The 20,037-nt window shown below is 30.0% G+C and carries 16 protein-coding genes and 1 pseudogene; 7 read left to right on the top strand and 10 right to left on the bottom strand.

Annotation, left to right across the window (positions count from 1 at the left end; all coding sequences use genetic code 11):
• From AC1XJX_RS12915 to AC1XJX_RS12900, 4 genes and pseudogenes are all read right to left on the bottom strand, one after another.
• Positions 1-475: pseudogene (locus AC1XJX_RS12915) on the bottom strand (toprim domain-containing protein); the annotation flags it as partial.
• A 255-nt stretch (positions 476-730) separates the two neighbouring features.
• A complete protein-coding gene (locus tag AC1XJX_RS12910) occupies positions 731-1,690 on the bottom strand; it encodes a DUF3078 domain-containing protein (RefSeq protein WP_482004403.1) in 960 nt (319 codons plus the stop codon).
• Positions 1,691-1,763: 73 nt separating this feature from the next.
• Positions 1,764-2,942, bottom strand: coding sequence for an AIR synthase related protein (locus AC1XJX_RS12905; RefSeq protein ID WP_482004402.1), 1,179 nt, complete (start codon positions 2,940-2,942; stop codon positions 1,764-1,766).
• An 82-nt stretch (positions 2,943-3,024) separates the two neighbouring features.
• Positions 3,025-5,211, bottom strand: a complete 2,187-nt coding sequence (locus AC1XJX_RS12900; RefSeq protein WP_482004401.1) for a glutamine synthetase III family protein — start codon at positions 5,209-5,211, stop codon at positions 3,025-3,027.
• A 263-nt stretch (positions 5,212-5,474) separates the two neighbouring features.
• Between AC1XJX_RS12900 and AC1XJX_RS12895 the strand changes: the two genes are divergently transcribed.
• The 3 genes from AC1XJX_RS12895 (at position 5,475) to AC1XJX_RS12885 (ending at position 8,007) form a co-directional block, all read left to right on the top strand.
• Positions 5,475-6,497 (top strand): glutamine synthetase beta-grasp domain-containing protein, encoded by a 1,023-nt coding sequence (locus tag AC1XJX_RS12895; protein WP_482004400.1) that lies wholly within the window; start codon positions 5,475-5,477, stop codon positions 6,495-6,497.
• A 182-nt stretch (positions 6,498-6,679) separates the two neighbouring features.
• A complete protein-coding gene (locus AC1XJX_RS12890; protein WP_482004399.1) occupies positions 6,680-6,904 on the top strand; it encodes a hypothetical protein in 225 nt (74 codons plus the stop codon).
• 788 nt (positions 6,905-7,692) lie between these two features.
• Positions 7,693-8,007 (top strand): HPF/RaiA family ribosome-associated protein, encoded by a 315-nt coding sequence (locus AC1XJX_RS12885; RefSeq protein WP_482004398.1) that lies wholly within the window; start codon positions 7,693-7,695, stop codon positions 8,005-8,007.
• 204 nt (positions 8,008-8,211) lie between these two features.
• On the opposite strand, the gene AC1XJX_RS12880 is transcribed toward AC1XJX_RS12885, so the two are convergent.
• Positions 8,212-9,162, bottom strand: a complete 951-nt coding sequence (locus AC1XJX_RS12880) for a calcium/sodium antiporter (protein WP_482004397.1) — start codon at positions 9,160-9,162, stop codon at positions 8,212-8,214.
• Positions 9,163-9,415: 253 nt separating this feature from the next.
• Between AC1XJX_RS12880 and AC1XJX_RS12875 the strand changes: the two genes are divergently transcribed.
• From AC1XJX_RS12875 to AC1XJX_RS12865, 3 genes are all read left to right on the top strand, one after another.
• Positions 9,416-9,775 (top strand): BlaI/MecI/CopY family transcriptional regulator, encoded by a 360-nt coding sequence (locus tag AC1XJX_RS12875; RefSeq protein ID WP_482004396.1) that lies wholly within the window; start codon positions 9,416-9,418, stop codon positions 9,773-9,775.
• 1 nt (position 9,776) lies between these two features.
• Positions 9,777-11,567 carry a M56 family metallopeptidase gene (locus AC1XJX_RS12870; RefSeq protein WP_482004395.1) on the top strand — a complete coding sequence of 597 codons (1,791 nt, stop codon included), beginning with the start codon at positions 9,777-9,779 and terminating at the stop codon, positions 11,565-11,567.
• A 591-nt stretch (positions 11,568-12,158) separates the two neighbouring features.
• Positions 12,159-12,311 carry an SsrA-binding protein gene (locus tag AC1XJX_RS12865; protein WP_482004394.1) on the top strand — a complete coding sequence of 51 codons (153 nt, stop codon included), beginning with the start codon at positions 12,159-12,161 and terminating at the stop codon, positions 12,309-12,311.
• A 46-nt stretch (positions 12,312-12,357) separates the two neighbouring features.
• On the opposite strand, the gene AC1XJX_RS12860 is transcribed toward AC1XJX_RS12865, so the two are convergent.
• The 5 genes from AC1XJX_RS12860 to AC1XJX_RS12840 form a co-directional block, all read right to left on the bottom strand.
• Positions 12,358-13,686, bottom strand: a complete 1,329-nt coding sequence (locus AC1XJX_RS12860; protein WP_482004393.1) for a sugar MFS transporter — start codon at positions 13,684-13,686, stop codon at positions 12,358-12,360.
• A gap of 86 nt (positions 13,687-13,772) precedes the next feature.
• A complete protein-coding gene (locus AC1XJX_RS12855) occupies positions 13,773-15,020 on the bottom strand; it encodes an NAD(P)/FAD-dependent oxidoreductase (RefSeq protein ID WP_482004392.1) in 1,248 nt (415 codons plus the stop codon).
• Positions 15,021-15,025: 5 nt separating this feature from the next.
• Positions 15,026-16,033, bottom strand: a complete 1,008-nt coding sequence (locus AC1XJX_RS12850) for a 4-hydroxyproline epimerase (RefSeq protein ID WP_482004391.1) — start codon at positions 16,031-16,033, stop codon at positions 15,026-15,028.
• Positions 16,034-16,057: 24 nt separating this feature from the next.
• Positions 16,058-17,641 carry an aldehyde dehydrogenase (NADP(+)) gene (locus tag AC1XJX_RS12845; protein ID WP_482004390.1) on the bottom strand — a complete coding sequence of 528 codons (1,584 nt, stop codon included), beginning with the start codon at positions 17,639-17,641 and terminating at the stop codon, positions 16,058-16,060.
• Between the two features lie 188 nt (positions 17,642-17,829).
• Positions 17,830-18,744 (bottom strand): dihydrodipicolinate synthase family protein, encoded by a 915-nt coding sequence (locus tag AC1XJX_RS12840; protein WP_482004389.1) that lies wholly within the window; start codon positions 18,742-18,744, stop codon positions 17,830-17,832.
• 140 nt (positions 18,745-18,884) lie between these two features.
• Here AC1XJX_RS12840 and AC1XJX_RS12835 point away from each other — a divergent pair, with 140 nt between their 5' ends.
• Positions 18,885-19,733, top strand: coding sequence for an AraC family transcriptional regulator (locus tag AC1XJX_RS12835; RefSeq protein WP_482004388.1), 849 nt, complete (start codon positions 18,885-18,887; stop codon positions 19,731-19,733).
• Positions 19,734-20,037: the final 304 nt, after the last annotated feature.

Here is a 20,037-nt window from a genome sequence, read left to right as displayed (position 1 = left end):
CGCGCACGTACAAATGTCCGTTTTTAACTAGTTCGGGAAAAAACTGAAGAAAAAATGTTATGAGTAACAACCTGATATGCATTCCATCTACATCAGCATCGGTTGCCAAAACAACTTGGTTATACCTTAAATCATGTAAACCGTCTTCAATATTTAAAGCGGCCTGTAAAAGGTTAAATTCTTCGTTTTCGTATACAATCTTTTTGGTTAAACCGTAACTATTGAGCGGTTTTGCTTTTAAAGAAAATACAGCCTGAGAACTTACGTCTCTAGCCTTTGTAATTGAGCCAGAAGCTGAATCTCCCTCAGTAATAAATAAGGTTGATAAATCAGCTTTTTCATGTTTATCATTAAAATGAACTCTACAATCTCTAAGTTTTTTATTATGTATACTTACTTCTTTTGCCCTTTTTCTGGCTTGCTGTTTAATTCCTGATAGTTCCTTTCGCTCCCTTTCTGATTGAAGAATCCTTTTTAAAAAATAAAAATATTTTAAATAGTATTTTTTTTAAATATGAAAAGGGGAAAACACAGTCTTATATAATCTATTATAAAATTAACCTGTTAATTTCTGAATAAAAGCAAGAAAAACAAATAAAATTAAAGACCAGATGTTTAGGGAAATAATTGATAGCAATCATCAAATTTATTTCAAAAAATAGCTGAACTAACAGGTGAATAACTTAAAAGAACTAGAGAATTAAAATTATTTAAGCTTGAAAAAAATAGACTAAAAATCTACGGCAAACCCAATACCTAAAAATTGTTTCCATTGTATTTTAGCACCTGCCTCATCTAACTCGCCTTCAACCTCGCTTGGTTTAGTTGTTTTAACATCATCATCATAACGTAAATGAGATCCTAGAGTAGCTCTAATAAAACTGTTAACTTTAAAATCGAAATCAATTCTCCAATCAACATCTACATTACCAAAATTATTTATATAATCAGAATACAAACTTACTTGATGTTTTACGTTTATATTTTCAACAACTTCCATTTCATAGGTATTAGTAACTAAAACCCCTACTTCCCTTCTTACTCTTTCGCCAGGAACAATAATATTTCCTTCATTATCTAAAACGGCTGGAGTAACACCAAAAGAACCAGCATTGGCTAAATCTTCATCTAAAACAAATGTCGCTTTTAATGTTACAGGTGAAAAATAAAATGATAAGCTTTCTATGTTTTTTCCGTATTCAATTCCACCACCAAAAAATAAATAACCAGGAGCCATTAATCTGGATATTGCTTTTTCTTTTGATGGATATTGGTACCCATTTGTTAATTGTGTTCTAAAATTTAAACGTGCAGAATAAAACCAATTAGAAATGCTATCTGGCTTATAACCCAAGTTTGAGTTTATTTCAAATAAATCATCTGTTTTTCGGGTTTCTCTACTTTCTTGTTTGTTTATACCAAAGTCAATCAAAGCATTATTTTTCCAAATAAAAAACTTATCCTTATAATCAACTGAAGACCTCAAACCTAGTAAACCTGAAATAGAATTACTACCACCAGAGTTCCAGTTTGTAAATGATACCTGACTTAAATCTAGAGATGCTTTGTTCTTTTGAGTCCATTGCGGACCATCATAGTTTTTCTTTTTTTGTTTTAAAAACAAAGAATCTGGTTGCGAAATTAAAAACTGAAAAAACAAACAAAATATACATAAAAATACGTTTCTCATGGATAGCTAAAATTATTTTTAAAATTAAATTTTTATCAACAATCATTCCATTAAATCAAAAAAGAATGAAAAATTAATAAGTAAACTCTCCAAACTCTGATTTTATTGTAAGCTTTTTTATTTTTGATGCTTCCACCCTACCAATTATTTTTGCATCTACATTGAAAGACTTAGAGATAGCTATGATATTTTCGGCTATTTCAGGAGATACATAAAGCTCCATTCTATGTCCACAATTAAAAACTTGATACATTTCTTTCCAATCTGTTTTACTTTGTTCTTGAATCAATTTGAATAAAGGCGGAACTGGAAATAAGTTATCCTTTATAATATGAAACTCATCCACAAAATGAAGGATTTTAGTTTGTGCACCTCCAGAGCAATGTACCATACCATGAATGGTTTCACTATTGTGTTCTGATAAAACAGCTTTTATAATTGGCGCATAAGTACGTGTTGGAGATAAAACTAATTTACCTGCATCAATAGGTGAATCTTTAACAGGATCCGTTAATTTCACATTTCCAGAATAAACTAAATCTTCTGGTACTGAAGCATCAAAACTTTCAGGATATTTATTTACTAAATATTTGCTAAACACATCATGGCGAGCAGAAGTTAAACCATTACTACCCATACCACCGTTATAAGATTTCTCATAAGTAGCTTGACCAAAACTTTCCAAACCTACTATAACATCACCGGTTTTTATATTTGCATTATCAATTATATCGTTACGCTTCATTCTGGCAGTAACGGTAGAATCTACAATAATTGTTCTTACCAAATCGCCAACATCGGCAGTTTCACCACCTGTTGAGTGTATGGTAACTCCAAAGTTTTTTAACTCCAAAATTAATTCTTCAGTACCATTTATTATAGCTGAAATAACCTCTCCTGGAATTAAATTTTTATTTCTCCCAATAGTAGATGAAAGCATGATATTATCAGTTGCACCAACACACAATAAATCATCAATATTCATTATTAAAGCATCTTGAGCTATACCTTTCCAAACAGAAATATCGAGCGTTTCTTTCCAGTACATATAAGCCAATGATGATTTTGTACCAGCGCCATCAGCATGCATGATTAAGCAATACTCGTCATCGTTTGTTAAGTAATCCGGTACTATTTTACAGAATGCTTTTGGAAATAACCCTTTATCAATATTTTTTATAGCATTGTGCACATCTTCTTTTGATGCAGAAACACCGCGTTGTGCGTAGCGTTTTGAAACTTCTTGACTCATAATATTGTATTGTGATGCAAATTTACTTTTTTGAATTAAAAAATCCCGTTTTTTTAAAGCGGGATTTTAGAAGTTTTGAACACTATCGTGTAAATAACAATTCTCGATACTTGGTTAATGGCCAAATTTCGTCATCAACTAAAAGTTCTAGCTTATCACAATGGTAACGAATATCATCAAAAAATGGCTTTACAATTTGGCAATAAGCCTGTGCTTTTTTTTCGATATCATCCATAGCATTTGCTTTCCTTCGTTCTTCTATCATCTTATTAACCTTAGCATTAATACCTTCGATATGGCTTGATATTTCTTCAATTAAATTGATTTGTTCTTTGGAAACTGTGCTAAATTTTTTATCAAAAATCTCTTTAAGACCTTTTACATTTTCGATTAATATATTTTGATATTTAACAGCTGTAGGAACAATATGATTTCGTGCAATATCTCCTAAAACCCGACTTTCAATTTGTATATGCATGATATAAGCTTCAATTTCTATTTCGTAACGCGCTTCGGTTTCTATTTTGCTCATGACATTCATTTCTTCAAAAAGAGCAATAGTTTCATTTGATATTCGCGCTTTTAAAGCATCTGGTGTTGTTTTATTATTGCTTAAACCACGTTTTTTTGCTTCTATTTCCCAAGCCTTTCCATAGCCATTTCCTTCAAATAAAATATTTCTACAAGACTTTATATACTCGCGTAAAACGTTGAAAATAGCCTCGTCTTTCTTTAAATCTTTTTTCTCAATTAAAAGATCAACTTCAGCTTTAAAATCCTTTAATTGTTTAGCAACTATGGTGTTTAAAACTGTCATCGGATTCCCGCAATTCGCCATAGACCCAACAGCTCTAAATTCAAATTTATTGCCAGTAAAAGCAAAAGGTGAAGTTCGGTTTCTATCGGTATTGTCTAATAAAACATCTGGTATTTTTCCTACCACGTTTAGTTTTAGTTCGGTTTTTTCTTCGGGTGATAATTTCCCTTTAGTTACACCTTCAAGCTCTTCTAAAACTTTAGTTAATTGCTCGCCAATAAATACAGAAATAATAGCTGGAGGCGCTTCGTTAGCACCTAACCTATGATCGTTACTAGCTGAAGCTATAGCGGCTCTTAAAAGAGCTTCGTGCTCATGTACGGCTTTAATGGTATTTATAAAAAAAGTTAAAAATTGTAAGTTACTCATAGGGGTTTTACCTGGTGATAATAAGTTTACACCTGTATCTGTTGATAAAGACCAATTGTTATGTTTACCCGAACCGTTGATACCTGCAAATGGTTTTTCGTGTAAGAGTACTTTTAAGTTATGACGAGATGCTACTCTACCCATCACATCCATTAATAAAGAATTGTGATCTACTGCTAAATTAGCTTCTTCAAATATAGGTGCTAACTCAAATTGATTAGGAGCCACTTCGTTATGCCTAGTTTTTACAGGAATTCCTAGAAGCATACATTCTGTTTCCAACTCGCGCATAAAATTTAAGGCTCTGTTTGGAATAGAACCAAAATAATGATCATCTAATTGTTGGCCTTTGGCCGAAGAATGACCAAGTAGTGTTCTACCAGTTAAGGTTATATCTGGCCGACTTGCAACTAGCATCTTATCAATTAAAAAATATTCTTGTTCCCAGCCTAAAGATGAGGTTACCTTTTTTACGTTTTTATCAAAATACTTACAAACATCCGTAGCAGCAATATCAACGGCATTTAAGGCTCGCAACAAAGGCGTTTTGTAATCTAAAGCCTCACCTGTGTAAGCAACAAAAATTGTTGGAATACAAAGCGTTGTGCCATAAATAAAAGCAGGTGATGTTGGATCCCAAGCAGTATAACCGCGTGCTTCAAAGGTATTTCTTATACCACCATTTGGAAAACTAGATGCATCAGGTTCTTGCTGAACTAATTGGCTACCTCCAAACTTTTCAATAGCCATTCCTCCTCCAATAGTTTCAAAAAAAGCATCGTGTTTTTCAGCAGTTGCACCAGTAAGTGGCTGAAACCAATGTGTGTAATGCGTCACACCTTTAGATAGCGCCCAATCTTTCATTGATGAAGCTACTTGATCTGCTATATTTCTATCAATTTTTTTACCAAATTGAATAGCATTCATAACCCCTACGAAAGCATCTTTTGTTAAGTATTGACGCATCGAATTTTCGTTAAAAACGTTTTTTCCAAAAATTTCGGATCTACGCTCTTTTTCTTCAACAAAAATAGGTTTATAAGTTAAGGATTCTTTAACTGCATGAAATCTTAGTGTTGCCATTTTGATTATTTAGTTGATGTGAAATAATTAACAAAAATACGGTGCAAAAATCATAAATTAATAAAAACATCAAAATATTATTATTAACAATAATTCAGTATTTACAAAAAAAAAAAATACTTTTTTTAAAATATACCCATAAAAAATAGGGCATAAATAAAAATAAGAATCATTATTATTAAAATCACCCCCAAAATTTAAAGTGTCTAAAGAAAAAATTATATTTGTGTAATTATCAAAAATTCAACTATAAAACATTAACTATGGCAAAAATTAAATTAGAATACCTTTGGTTAGATGGATATTATCCAACTCAAAATCTGAGAAGTAAAACTAAGGTAGAAGAGCATGAAAATTTCAAAGGAACTTTAGAAGAATTAGGAAACTGGTCATTTGATGGATCATCTACTAGACAAGCTGAAGGTGGATCTTCTGATTGTTTATTAGTTCCTGTAGCAATATATCCAGACCCTGACAGAGTTAATGGTTGGTTGGTAATGACTGAGGTAATGAATGCAGATGGTACGCCACATGTATCAAACGGAAGAGCAACAATTGATGATGATAATGACGATTTCTGGTTTGGTTTTGAGCAAGAATATTTTATCATGGATACAGAAACTCAATTACCATTAGGTTTCCCTATTGGAGGTTATCCTGCACCACAAGGTATGTACTACTGTTCTGTTGGTGGAAAAAACACACATGGTAGAGATTTAGTTGAAGAGCATGCTGATTTATGTATTGCTGCTGGTTTAAACTTTGAAGGTATTAACCAAGAAGTTGCATGCGGCCAATGGGAATTTCAATTGTTTGCCAAAGGTGCAAAATTAGCTGGTGATGAATTATGGATTGCTAGATACTTATTAGATAGATTAACTGAAAAATATGGTTATTATATTGAGTACCATCCAAAACCACTAGGTAAGGACATGGACTGGAATGGTTCTGGTATGCATGCAAACTTCTCTAACTCTACATTAAGAACTTGCGGAGATAAAGAAGTATATGCTAAAATATGCGAAGCTTTCCGTCCGGTAGTTAAAGAACATATTGAAGTTTACGGAGAATTTAACGATCAACGTTTAACAGGTAAGCACGAAACTGCAGCTATAACAGATTTCTCTTGGGGAGTATCAGATAGAGGCGCATCTATTCGTATTCCATTAATCGCAGTTCAAAAAGGGTACAAAGGTTGGTTAGAAGATAGACGTCCTGCTTCTAACGGAGACCCATATAAAATTGCAGCTAGAATTATTAAAACTGTTAAATGTGCCAACGTTTAATATTTTTAGCAACAAGTTTTGTTCATTAAAAAAGCACTTACAAATTGTAAGTGCTTTTTTAATTATAGCTATGTATCTTTAAAAATTCTACAATTACTATCTATAAATTTATTATCTTTTATTTCTAAAAATAAAATGTCTTTTACTTTTAATAGAAGTTAACTAAAATTAATAGTTTACAAATGGAAAAAATATGGATCTTATTATTGGCAATATTAATTTTATTACTATTCATATTGCTTTTTTGGAAAGTGACGCATCGTTATACCAAAAAAAAATATGGTGCCAAAAACTGGAAACAATGGTCATCAAAATTATCTTATTGGCAAGCTGCAATATTATATAGTACCGGATTCACAATTATTACTATGTATCTTTTAAAATGGGGACATATTTTAAATTTTTAGAAGTATAGATTAATCCACCAAATACAAATAAAATATTAAATAATTTAATAAACTTTAATTATTGATTATGAAGTTTTTATGAAAAAATCAATATTTTATTCAAACCTGTAAGCAGTTAGTTTAGTTTCTATTTACTAAACTTAGAACCCTAAACAATCTATGAATTTTATTAGATATCAATTAATATTTTTTCTTTTCTATTCTCAAACTGTTTCTTTTCTTAAACTAAGACATAATGTTTTCATGTAAATAAGTATTAATTGCTATTTAACTAGTTTCAATAAGATTGAAAAAAACACAAAAAGAACTTGTATAAGCACAAACAATATATAATTGATTACCCAATTATTGTGTGCTTACAAAAACACTTTCAGATTTAATATTTAGTTATTTGTTACTAAATTTTGTACATAAAGTACCTAATACTCATATAAAATTTTGATTTTTTATTAAAATAAATCTAATAAGCTTAAGGCTTATCAAAATATTAAACGAGATACTTAAAGTCAGTACATAAACTTAAATATTCAATTTTATAACTTATTTGATAATATAATCCGTATATTACATAACTATGGAATAGCTGGATAAACTTGTTAAATAAAATCTTCTAAACAACTAAAAAAATCAAGAGGAATATCCCTAAATAGTTAAATACTAAATTGAAATAAAATCAAACTCTAAATCTCATTTAAAAAAGGAGTTGTTGACCAAAAAATTGAAACTTTATTTCAAATTCCTTAAATAACTTATTAAAACTTATACTTAAAATATTAAAAACTATAAAAATGATAATCCAAATAAATACTGACAAAACCCTGTCTGGAGAAAAAAGAAGCTTAGATTTTTTCACCTCTCAAATTGCCGAATCATTAGAAAGGTTCGAATCTCACATTACTAGAATTGAAGTGCATTTAAAAGATGAGAATGGAAAAAAAGAAGGATTTAATGATATCTCTTGTTTATTAGAAGCTAGACTTGAAGGTAGGCAGCCTATCGCAATTACTAGTCAAGCAGACACTGTAGAACTTGCCATATCGGATGCAATTGATAAAATAAAAGCAGCTATAGAAACTATTCTGGGAAAAATCCAAAAACATTAATATCTATAAAATGAAAATAAATAAATTGAATATCTGAATAGACTACAAAGTAAGCCATTTTAACTAATACAAATTCATAAATAAAAATAATTAGTTAATTGAAAATAAGTCTTTTTTAATTTATTTTTAAACCCAGTTGTAGAATATTTATATTACAATCTTTCAAATAAGAAAAAGCAAAAAGCTAATGAAGTATAAAATATTTTAAAACTTACTTTTTGCGAAAATTAAAAACATAAATACACCATAAGCTATTACTAATAGAAAACCTTTAGCTCTATCAATATGCATTTTTTTTGAGACAAATATCATAGGTATTAAAATAGCTGCAAATCCTAACATCCAAAAAATATCGTTTGAAAGTATTTGAGATTCTGTAACTGGTATGGGTTTTATAATAGCTGTTAAACCTAAAACAGAACCTATATTAAAAATATTTGAGCCAATTAAATTACCTAAAGAAATTGCCTTTTCATGCCTAGCGGCTGCTATTACTGAAGCTGCCAATTCGGGAACACTGGTTCCTATTGCAATTAAAGAAACCCCAATAACTGCCTCACTAACTCCTATAGAAAGTGCAATATCTTTAGAACCTGAAACTAACCATTCACTTCCAAAATAAAGAGCACTAGCACCTATTAATAACCACATTCCGATTTTAAAATTTGAGACTAAAGACAAAGATTCATCAACTTCTTCTATAACTTTATCTTTACGAACGTTTCTTAATAAAATGAATAAAAAAACAATAAGTCCTAAAAATAAAATCGCCCCCTCTAATGCAGAAAGTAGATTGTCATTTTTAAGAAAATAATATAAAGCTACTGAAAACAACATCATTACAGGCCAGTTGAGTTTATAAAAAGATTTATCTACACTAATACTACTAATCAAAGCGGTAATTCCCAAAACCAGACCTATATTAGCAATATTTGAGCCAACTACATTATTAATTGCTATGGCTGGTGAACCTGAAAGTGCTGCTTGAAGACTAACTAATAACTCGGGTGCAGAGGTTGCGAATGACACAACCGTCATCCCAATTACCATTTTAGATATATCAAATTTAAATGATAAAGCAACTGATGAGCGTACTAAAAACTCACCTCCTACAACTAATAAAGCTAATCCTAGAATTACCAATACTATACTCATAATTATTGTTTTTTGCGAAGATACTATAAGAAATACGAATTACGATTTTTGAATTATAATTTTTAAAGCTTGATTGACAACTTAAAATTTAGTTAAATAACTATAATTTTAGTTTTATAACTATAAAAATAGTTATAAGTTTGTTTTTAGTTAGAGATTATAGTGAAAATCCTTTTTGGAGAATATTTACAAAAAGATTGTAACGTAAAGCCCAACGTAGAAGGTAATGCCTAAAAAAATCTGGTAAAAAATTATGGAGAAATTAACAAATAAGGAGGAAGAAATTATGCGTGTTTTATGGAAGCTAGAAAAAGCTTTTGTTAAAGATGTACTTGTTGAGATTAAAGACGAGAAACCACATTACAACACCCTTTCCACTATAATTAGAAATTTGGAAGAAAAGGGATATGTAGCTTACAATGCCTTCGGAAAAACCCACCAATACTATCCTATTATTAGCAAAGAGGAATACCGAAAAGGATTTATGAGTGTTGCTATTGATAACTATTTTAACAACTCTTATAAAAACATGGTATCGTTTTTTGCCAAAGAAGAAAAGATTAGTATAACGGAACTTAAAGAAATAATTGCTTTAATAGAAAAAAAGGAATAAGATGGAATATTTATTAAAAGTTAGTACGGTATTAGCCATTTTCTATTTTTGCTATAAGTTATTTTTACAGCACGATACGTTTTTTAATCATAATAGATGGTTTTTACTAGTTGGCTTAATTTCTTCTTTTATTGTGCCATTTTATGTGCTTAAAGAATATATTGAGTATACGCCTAATGCCATTAATAACTTTAATTTTAATGAGGTTGTTGAAGAAAATATTGTACAGCCTTTTTCTATTGTAAATTATATACCAATTACTTATTTATTAGGTATTTTAATTTTTTCTTTTAGATTTTTATTACAAATAACATCACTTTTAGGTTTAATTTTTAATAATAAAAGTTGCAAGAAAGGTATATTTACTTTTATAGAAACTAATAAGAAAGTATCGCCTTTTTCTTTTTTTAATTGGATTGTGTATAATCCAAACCAATTTACAAAGGATGAGTTTGAACTTATTATTACCCACGAAAAAACACATGTAAAACAATACCACTCTTTAGATGTTTTACTTACGCAAATAGCTTGTATTTTATTATGGTTTAACCCCATTATATGGCTTTATAACAAAGACTTAAAACAAAATTTAGAGTTTATAGCAGATTGTTCTGCTATTAATTTTTTAGGTTGTAAAAAAGCTTACCAATATATATTACTTAAAACAAGTTTGCCTACTCATCAATTCGCACTTAGCAATAATTTTTATAATTCATTAATCAAAAAACGAATCGTTATGTTACACAAATCAAAATCAAAAAAAATTAATCAATTTAAATTTACACTAGTCATTCCTTTATTAGCACTATTTCTAATGAGCTTTAATACTAAGACCATTTACATTGAAAAAGAAATTAATTCATATGATTTACTAAAAAAAAATGTTATTGAAACACCTGAAATTAAAGAGACAATAAGTAAAAATTCTTTGCTAAATAGTAGGGTAAAAAAACAACAAACTATAACCAATGATTTTGTTAGTGCAACTATTAATAAGGAAACAAGAGAGGCTAGCCTAAATAAAATTGTAAAAACCTTTGAAGAAAATGGAGTTACTTTAAAATTTAGAGTTATAAGACGAAACAACATAGGTGAAATAGTAGCCATAAAAATTGAAGCCATTTCAAAAAAATCAAATGCTAATTTCAATATATCATCAGATCAAACCATTAAACCAATAAGTATCATGTTTGATAAAAAAAATGATTCGGTATCAATTGGTAACACAACTACAAAGCATAAACTAAACTCGTTCACTTTTAAGAGTGATGATAATGATACTGTTCATAAAATACATAATTTAAGTAAAAATTATAGTGCTATATTTATTTCGGATGATGGAGAATTGCATGAAATAGGCAGAGATTCTTTACGTTTTACAAATTCAGAAGGTAAAGTGTATAAAATCATATTGAAGAAAAGTAACATTGTAAAAGTAGTATCTGATGATGAAAATGAAATTGAAGTTGTTCTTGAAAATGAAGAAGGCCATGAACTTGAAGATAAATATATTATTACAAGAAGTACTTCAGAAAAAGACTCTTTAAAAAGGATTAAAATAAATCAATTACCCAAAGAAACGGGTAATTCTAAAATTATTATGACTAATACATATACTGATAAACCTTTATATATAATAGATGGAAAAGAAGCTTTTGAAGAAGATCTTAAAAATATAGACCCAAACCAGATTAAAAGTTTGAATGTTCTAAAAGGTGATAATGCCAAAAAAAATTATGGTGAAAAGGGTGAAAATGGCGTAATTGAAATAATAACTAAAAAGAAAAAATAAATCAATTAAATAAAAGCTCAGAATAAAAAAACCTCAAGATTTAAACTTGAGTTTTTTTTATGAATTAACTTAAAATATAAATGGTAAAGATTATAATTTTTAATTTACCAAAACTTCAATAATTATTTAGTAGACTTTAATAAGTTTTAGACATCATAAAAAGATGAAAATTAAAAAAACTAATAGTTTAATGTTTAAAAACCCCTTGGTTTAAAAAAACGAACTCAAAAACCCGCTTTATATATTACATAATTTAAAAAATTATTAATTTTTTGTTTCATTTTATAACTACTTTTAAGAAATACACTAAAATTTTAAAACTAATTTGATTTTTTTAATTACTAATTAGTATTCAGTTTGGTAGATTTTAATAAAAACGTTTTGCTAATATATTGGGGAATATATATCTTCAAAAAACATTGATATAAACAACTAATTTATTAACCTAAAAAACTAAAATTATGATACTACTTGCAGAACTTGTTATTGATATAATTATGTTAATTATATCAATGATTCTATAAATAAAGAATTAGTAAAACTTAGTCTAGAATAAGTTTTACTATTTTTGTTTACTAGAAATAATTAAAAGTGAAAAAGCAAGTTTTTAAATTATTATCAGAAGTTAATAAAGTTATCTTACCTAGTTATACAAAACAACAGTTAGATTTAGCAAAAGCAAACAAACTCCAAATGGCTATTATTGGCTGGAAATGGTATGTTACAAAAAATGCTTTAGATTAAGTATTTATAAATCCTAAGAGTAAAAAAATCATCACCAAACTATAAGTTAGTTAGTTTTTTTTCTACCTAATTTATGACCCCAGAAAGCAAATAATAAAATAATAATATAGCAAGGTATAAGTATCCAATAGCTATTAGTTGAGGCATTAGCAGTTGCTTGAGTTTCTATAATCCCATTTGATATCAGTTCATGTTTATTAGCATCAACCATACGTCCATATAAAGGTGGTATTATAGCGCCTCCAGCTATCGCCATAATTAATAACGCTGATGCTGTTTTTGTAAACTTCCCTAAGCCTTCTAAAGTAAGTGGCCATACAGCAGGCCATACTAAAGCGTTAGCAATTCCTAAAGCTGCAACAAATAATACTGATGTAAATCCTGTTGTGAATAAAATACAAAAACTAAAAATAATCCCTAAAACAGCACTTATTTTCAAAGCAGTATCTTGTTTTAAATATTTAGGTATTAAAAATACACCTAAAGCATAAGTTGCTACCATCGCTAAAAGCGTAAATGTTGTAAAAAACTTAGCGTCTTCAGAAGAAAAACCTAATGAAATACCATAAGCTATAATACTGTCTCCAGCAATTACCTCAGCACCAACATAGACAAATAAAGTTAAAACTCCGAACCATAAATGTGGAAATTGAAAAATACTTGTTTTTTCGGTTTCACCTTCTATTGATTCTTCTACTAAAGCATCAACATGTGGTAAAGGCGCTTTTCTAATAAATATTCCTAAAATAAATAATATGGAAGCCATGATTAAATAAGGTGTAAAAACACTATCTGCCATGGTATCTAACAAGTTAGCCTTTTCAGCTTCAGAAACGGTGCCTAACTTGACTTTAACTTCATCAATTCCTGAAAGTAAAATAGCACCAAAAATTAACGATCCAAGTGCTCCAGCTACTTTATTTGCTATACCCATTATTGCTATTCGTTTAGCACCACTTTCAATGGGGCCTAGAATTGTAATATATGGATTCGCTGCTGTTTGTAGTATTGTCATACCCAAACCTTGTATAAAAATAGCAAATAAAAATAAACTATAGGTACGTGCCTCGGCAGCAGGTATAAATACTAAAGCGCCAATACCCATAATGATTAAACCCAGCGACATCCCTTTCTGATAACCAATTTTGTTTAGAATATAAGAAGCTGGCAAAGCCATCACTACAAAAGAAATGTAAGAGGCAGAAGCTACTAAATAGGATTGGGCTTCTGTTAGTTCATTTATTGTTTTCATAAATGGAATTAAAGCACCGTTTATCCAAGTAACAAAACCAAAAATAAAAAATAAGCCTGCTATAATAAGTATTGGTAAAAAGGTATTGCTTTTTGAGGATGATAATTTAGTAGTACCTGACATATTTAGTTCAAATTTTATAGTTGTTGAATTTATAAAAAATCTATTTATTAATATTATTTATTGAAGAAACTGGTCTTTTTAAAAAATTAAAAATTTCTATCAGGACTGAAGGACTCTAAATTTAAAGAAGCTTTCTTGTCTGTAATAATTTCTGAAACTAGCTTCCCTGTCCCTGTTCCCATACTCCATCCCATCATAGCATGACCCGAGGCTATGGTTAGATTTGTACATTTATAAGACTTACCAATATAAGGTAATCCATCTGGAGAAACGGGTCTCAATCCACAACTTGCATTATCTTTTTCATCTTTAGTTATATGAATATTAGGATAATAACTTGTTACTGCATTGGCAATAGCATCCACACGGACTTTATTTATGTTATGATTAATTCCAGCTATTTCCATAGTACCAGCAAAACGGGTAAAACCATTCATTGGAGTTACTGCTGCTTTTGCTTCAGCTAAAATTGCTGGAATTTGAATCCCAGTAGTTTCTGTTTTATTTATTCTATATCCTTTTCCTGCCTGTAAAAGCAAATTTAATCCTATTTTTTTTGACAATATCGAACTCCAAGAGCCGGAACTTAATACAAATTCATCAGCTGTTAAAATTTGATTAGTTGTTTTTATTGATAGTATCTTATTATTCTTTATTTCTAAATCTTCAACTTTTTCATTTAAATAAAATTCTACACCAATTGCTTTCAAATAAGCTTTCATTTCAGTCATAAATTCATGTGGAGTTGTATGCGAATCGCATTTGTAATAGGTAGCTCCTTTTACATTGATAGTAACTTTTGGTTCTAATATTTTCAATTCATTCATACTAATCTCATAAGCATCTAACCCTTCACGTTTTGCTAAACTTGCTGTTTTGATTTCTTCTTCCAACATTTTATCTGTTTGACAAAGCATGAGTAATCCCTTCTTTTCATAATGAAAATTAAATTTTTCTTGTGACTTGATATCGTCATATAAATCTTGAGACCAAAGGGCTAAATTTTTAATGGATGGAATCGCTTTTTTTACATGATTATCTGTACATGATTTATTAAATGCCCATGTCCATTTTAAAAAATCTGCATCCAATCGTGGTTTTATATAAAGTGGACTTGAAGGATTAAACATCCATTTTAAACCTTTTTTCATAACACCTGGAGCAGATAATGGAATGATATGACTTGGAGATAAATAACCAGCATTTACATAAGAAGCACCACCGTCTAAATTTGATTGATCGATAATCGATATATGGCATCCTTCTTTTTGAAGATAATAAGCAGAACATAAACCAATAATCCCTCCACCAATAATTATAACTTTTTTACTCATAAAATTTAAATTACTTGAAAACCATATGCATAGGGATCTTCTTCATCAATAAAAATTGTGTTATATCCATATACTTTAGCCCAACCTTGTATACTTGGTATAATAGCTAATTTACCATCTAATGTAGTTTCTTTTTCAACGCGACCAATAAATTTACTACCAATAAAACTTTCATGAATAAAAGGTTCTCCAATTTTTAGTTTTCCTTTGGCATATAACTGAGCAAGTCTAGCAGAAGTTCCTGTGCCACAAGGTGAACGATCTATAGCTTTATCTCCATAAAACACGGCATTTCTGCCTGATGATGTTGGATCGATTGGATTTCCTGTCCATAACATATGAGACACATCCCTGATGGTTTCATTCTCAGGATGGTCAAACAAATTTGGATATTTAGTATTGATTCTTTCTCTAACTACTTGAGAATATTGTACAATTTTACTTGCGGTATAATCATGAATTCCTGAAAAGTTTTCTTGCGGATCTACAATAGCATAATAATTTCCACCATAGGCTACATCAAAAGTAATCTCTCCTAATTCTGGACAATCAATTGTTAAATTTTGAGCAGCTAAGTAACTTTTAACATTGGTAAGCTTTACCCAATCTACCTTAGTTCCTGTTTGTTGATAATCAATTTCAACAAGTCCAGCAGGTGCTTCCATTCTAACTTTACCCGGTATTTTTGGTATTATTAAACCTTCTTCAATTGCGATTGTTATTGTGCCAATGGTACCATGCCCACACATTGGTAAACAACCTGAGGTTTCAATAAATAAAATAGCAAAATCGTTTTCAGGATTGTGAGGTGGATATAAAAAACTACCACTCATCATATCATGTCCGCGAGGTTCAAACATAAGACCTGTTCGAATCCAATCAAACTCTTTTAAAAAATGTTGGCGTTTTTCATTAATAGAATTACCTACCAAGTTTGGATGTCCTTCAGTTATAACGCGAACAGGATTACCGCATGTGTGCGCATCAATACACTCAAATTTTGTTTTACTCATTTAATTTAATAAAAAAGGCTGTTATTAAATACGTTCTTTATTTAGGCTTCCATTAATATTTCTATAAATCCCTAAAGAATTTTCATTTTTTAAAGCATCAGGAAGTAGTTCATTTGGCCAATTTTGATAACTAAAAGGACGTACCCAACGCTTAATGGCATCTACACCAACAGCTGTAAAACGACTATCTGTTGAAGCTGGATAAGGACCACCATGTACCATTGCCTGACACACTTCAACACCAGTTGGTACTCCATTAAAAATAATTCGTCCAACTCTATTTTGAAGTGCATTCACTAAACTAGAATAACTAATTAATTCGTTATCATCTGAAATAATTGTGCCTGTAAGTTGACCCTCTAATTTTGAAATAATGTTCTCTAACTGTGTTACGTTTTTACATTGAACAACTATTGAATAAGGACCAAAAACTTCATAATGTAATGTTGTATTATTTAAAAAAGTATCGCCTTCTACGGTGGTAACAACTTGTTTAGCGTAATTAGGTTTTACATCATTTTTATAAGCTGCTAAAACTTGAATACCTTTTTGAGATATGGCCTTTGTTTTATTTTTTTCGTAAGCTCCAAAAATATTGGGATGCAACATAACTGATGGCTCAATTTTATCAATTTCTTTAGCTAAAGCGTTTACAAATTTTGTTAAACCATCTGATTTTATACCTAAAATTAAACCTGGATTGGTGCAAAATTGTCCGGTGCCTAAAGTAATAGAACCTGCATAGGTTTTTGCAATATCTGTAGCTCTGTTATCTAATGCTTTTGGTAAAAGTATTACAGGATTTACACTTCCCATTTCTGCAAAAACCGGAATGGGTTCTTTACGTTGCGAAGCTAAATCATATAAAGCTCTACCTCCATTTATACTCCCTGTAAAACCAACAGCTTTAATATCTGGATGTTTTACCAATAATTGCCCTACCTCAATACTACTACTATTTAAATTTGAAAAAACACCATTTGGCATTCCTGTTTTCAAAGCTGCTTTAACAATAGCAGAAGCTATTAACTCGCCTGTTCCCGCATGCATAGGATGGGATTTAACAATAACCGAGCAACCGGCTGCCAAAGCTGCTGCAGTATCACCACCTGCAGTTGAGTATGCTAAAGGAAAATTACTAGCTCCAAAAACAACTACTGGCCCTAAAGGGATATTCATTTTTCTTACATCTACTTTAGGGATTGGTTGTCGTTCTGGTTCTGCAGTATCGATAGTTGCATCTACCCAATTTCCTAATTCAACATGATTTGCAAAAGCATGTAATTGCCCAATGGTTCTTCCCCTTTCGCCTATGGCTCTACCTTTGGATAGTCCGCTTTCTAAGGTATAAACATCTAATAATTCCTCGCCAAGTGCTTCAATTTCTTCTGCGATAGCTCTTAAAAATTCTGCTTTTTTTGATCCAGGAAATTTCGAATAAGTTTTAAAAGCTTCTGAAGCAAATGATGCGGCCTTATTTACTTCTTGTGTGGAAGCTTCGGTGAATTGCCATTCATTTTCAATATTCAATAAAGGATTAAATGTTTTAAAAACTTTAGTTCCGTTTGCTGATGCTTGATTTCCTATATAGTTTTTTCCTGTAATCATTTTTTGTTAATCTTTTTATAGTGCGTTTCCAAATTTACTGGTTTAAAAACCATTTTAATTGAAGCCGGATCTTTTTTTAATAGTTGTTTTTGTGTTAGGGATTGTAACGGCATCCTTTTACTTTTACAAAAGATATAATGAAAAGCGCGACCCGAAGGGTAACACCCAAATTATTTAAACTAAAATACTTAAGTTTTATAATCGGGTAATGTTAGTCTTACAGCTAATGCGCTTGTTATTATTTTTTCAATTTTTGTACGTTCTTCTCCTTGTAAAACTAACCTTGGAGCCCTTACATATTCTGATCCAATTTTAGTGTGCACAGCGGCTAATTTAATGTATTGCACTAATTTAGGATGAATATCTAACTCTAACAATGGCATAAACCAACGGTAAATTTTTATGGCTTCTGGAATGCGTCCTGCTTTAACTAACTCATAAATAGCTACCGTTTCAGCTGGAAAAGCGTCTACTAAACCAGCTACCCAACCATCGGCTCCAAGCACTAAACTTTCTAAAGCGAGGGTATCTACTCCTGTCATGATTGCTAATCTATTTCCAAAACGGTTTTTTATTCTGGTAATATTGGTGGTGTCTCTGGTAGATTCTTTTACTGCTTGAATATTAGGACATGCTGCTAATAATTCTTCAAACATATCTAAGGTCACTTCCAATTTATAATCAATAGGGTTGTTATAAATCATGATTGGTAACGAGGTGCTATTTGCAACCGCTTTAAAATATGCTACAATCTCTTCATTACTAGCTTTATAGCGCATTGGCGGCAACATCATCAAACCTTTTGCACCATCTTCCTCGGCTATTTTGGCTAGATTAATGGCAGCTTTTGTGGTTTGTTCTGCGATATTCATTAAAACAGGAACTTCACCCTCTACAAATGCCACAGCTTCTCTGGTGAGTATCCGCCTCTCTTCATCAGTTAAAGTACTAGCTTCCCCAAGAGTACCTCCTAAAACAAGTCCGTGCACTCCAGCATCTAATTGGGCTTTAATATTGATTTTAAATAACTCTAAATCTAGCTCATCACTAGCCGTAAATTGTGTGGTTAATGCTGGCATAACACCTTTCCATTGCATACTCATAATTATATTTTTTAATGATACAAAATTACTTATTAAAAAGGCTTCCAAATAATGAATTATTATCATTAATTAATACTATATTATCCTTAATAATAATTTATAACATATATTTGAATATTATTTGCATACAAATTTTTATAATGAAAGTATTACCTTTTAAAATACCTAAACCAGAGCAAGATGCTTTTGTATTTCAAATAGATGATGATTTTGCTTTTTTTGACAAATTACATCAACATGAAGAAATTCAAATAAGTTTAATTGTTGAAGGAGAAGGCACTTTAATTGTAGGAGACAAGGTTAATTATTACAAAAAAGGTGATGTATTAGTTTTAGGGAATAACGTACCGCATGTATTTAAAAGTGATTTAAATGCTTCAAAAAACTCAAAAATGCTTTCCTTATTTTTTACTCAAATTTCTTTTGGAAAACAGTTTTTTGAATTGGAGGAATTAAAAGAAATTCAGTCCTTTTTTAAAAGATCTAAACATGGATTTAAATTGACTTCCAAAAATAAATTGGTTGAAAAATTATTTTTAGAACTTGAAAAAGCTTCTAAACTTGAAAAACTTCTGATACTACTTCAGCTTTTAAAAATAGGATCTAAGTGTAATTATCAAAATTTATCATCCTATATTTATGACAAGAAATTCTCTGATAATGAAGGTTATAGGATTAGAAATGTATTTGAATACACCATGAATAACTTTGAAAAAGAAATCTCTTTACTTACCATTGCTAGTATAGCAAATATGACTAAAAATGCGTTTTGCAAATACTTTAAAAAAAGAACTAATAAAACGTACTTCAAGTTTTTAACAGAATTAAGAATTGAAAATGCTTGTAAACTTTTAACAAAAAATAAAGAAATAAGTATCGCTGAAATAGCTGAACATTGTGGTTATAATAATATTTCGAATTTTAACAGACAATTTCAGATTTATAAAAAATCATCGCCTTCAACGTTTAGAAAAATGACTACCCAATAGAATCATCATTTAAAAATTAAATCAAAAAGATTTAATTAAAATAAAACCCTAGTACGTTTTTAAACATATTAGGGTTTACTAGTGACCTCGACTGAATATAAATAAGTTACACTTTTACTCGTCATTTTATCGAAATCTGACGGTTTTTAGGCTGTTTAAAAGCCTATTACAAAAAAAGTATAGACATATGTGTACATATGTGTACATAATTCTTGTCACAATTCTGTCACAAAAAATGACGATAAAGTATTTTTAAATTAATTAAAAAAATAAAAATTATTTATCATGAAATTAAAAATTTAAA

The organism is Flaviramulus sp., from assembly GCF_982512915.1.
Note: the sequence above shows the minus strand (reverse complement) of the source record. Positions and strands in the feature narration are given on the sequence as shown.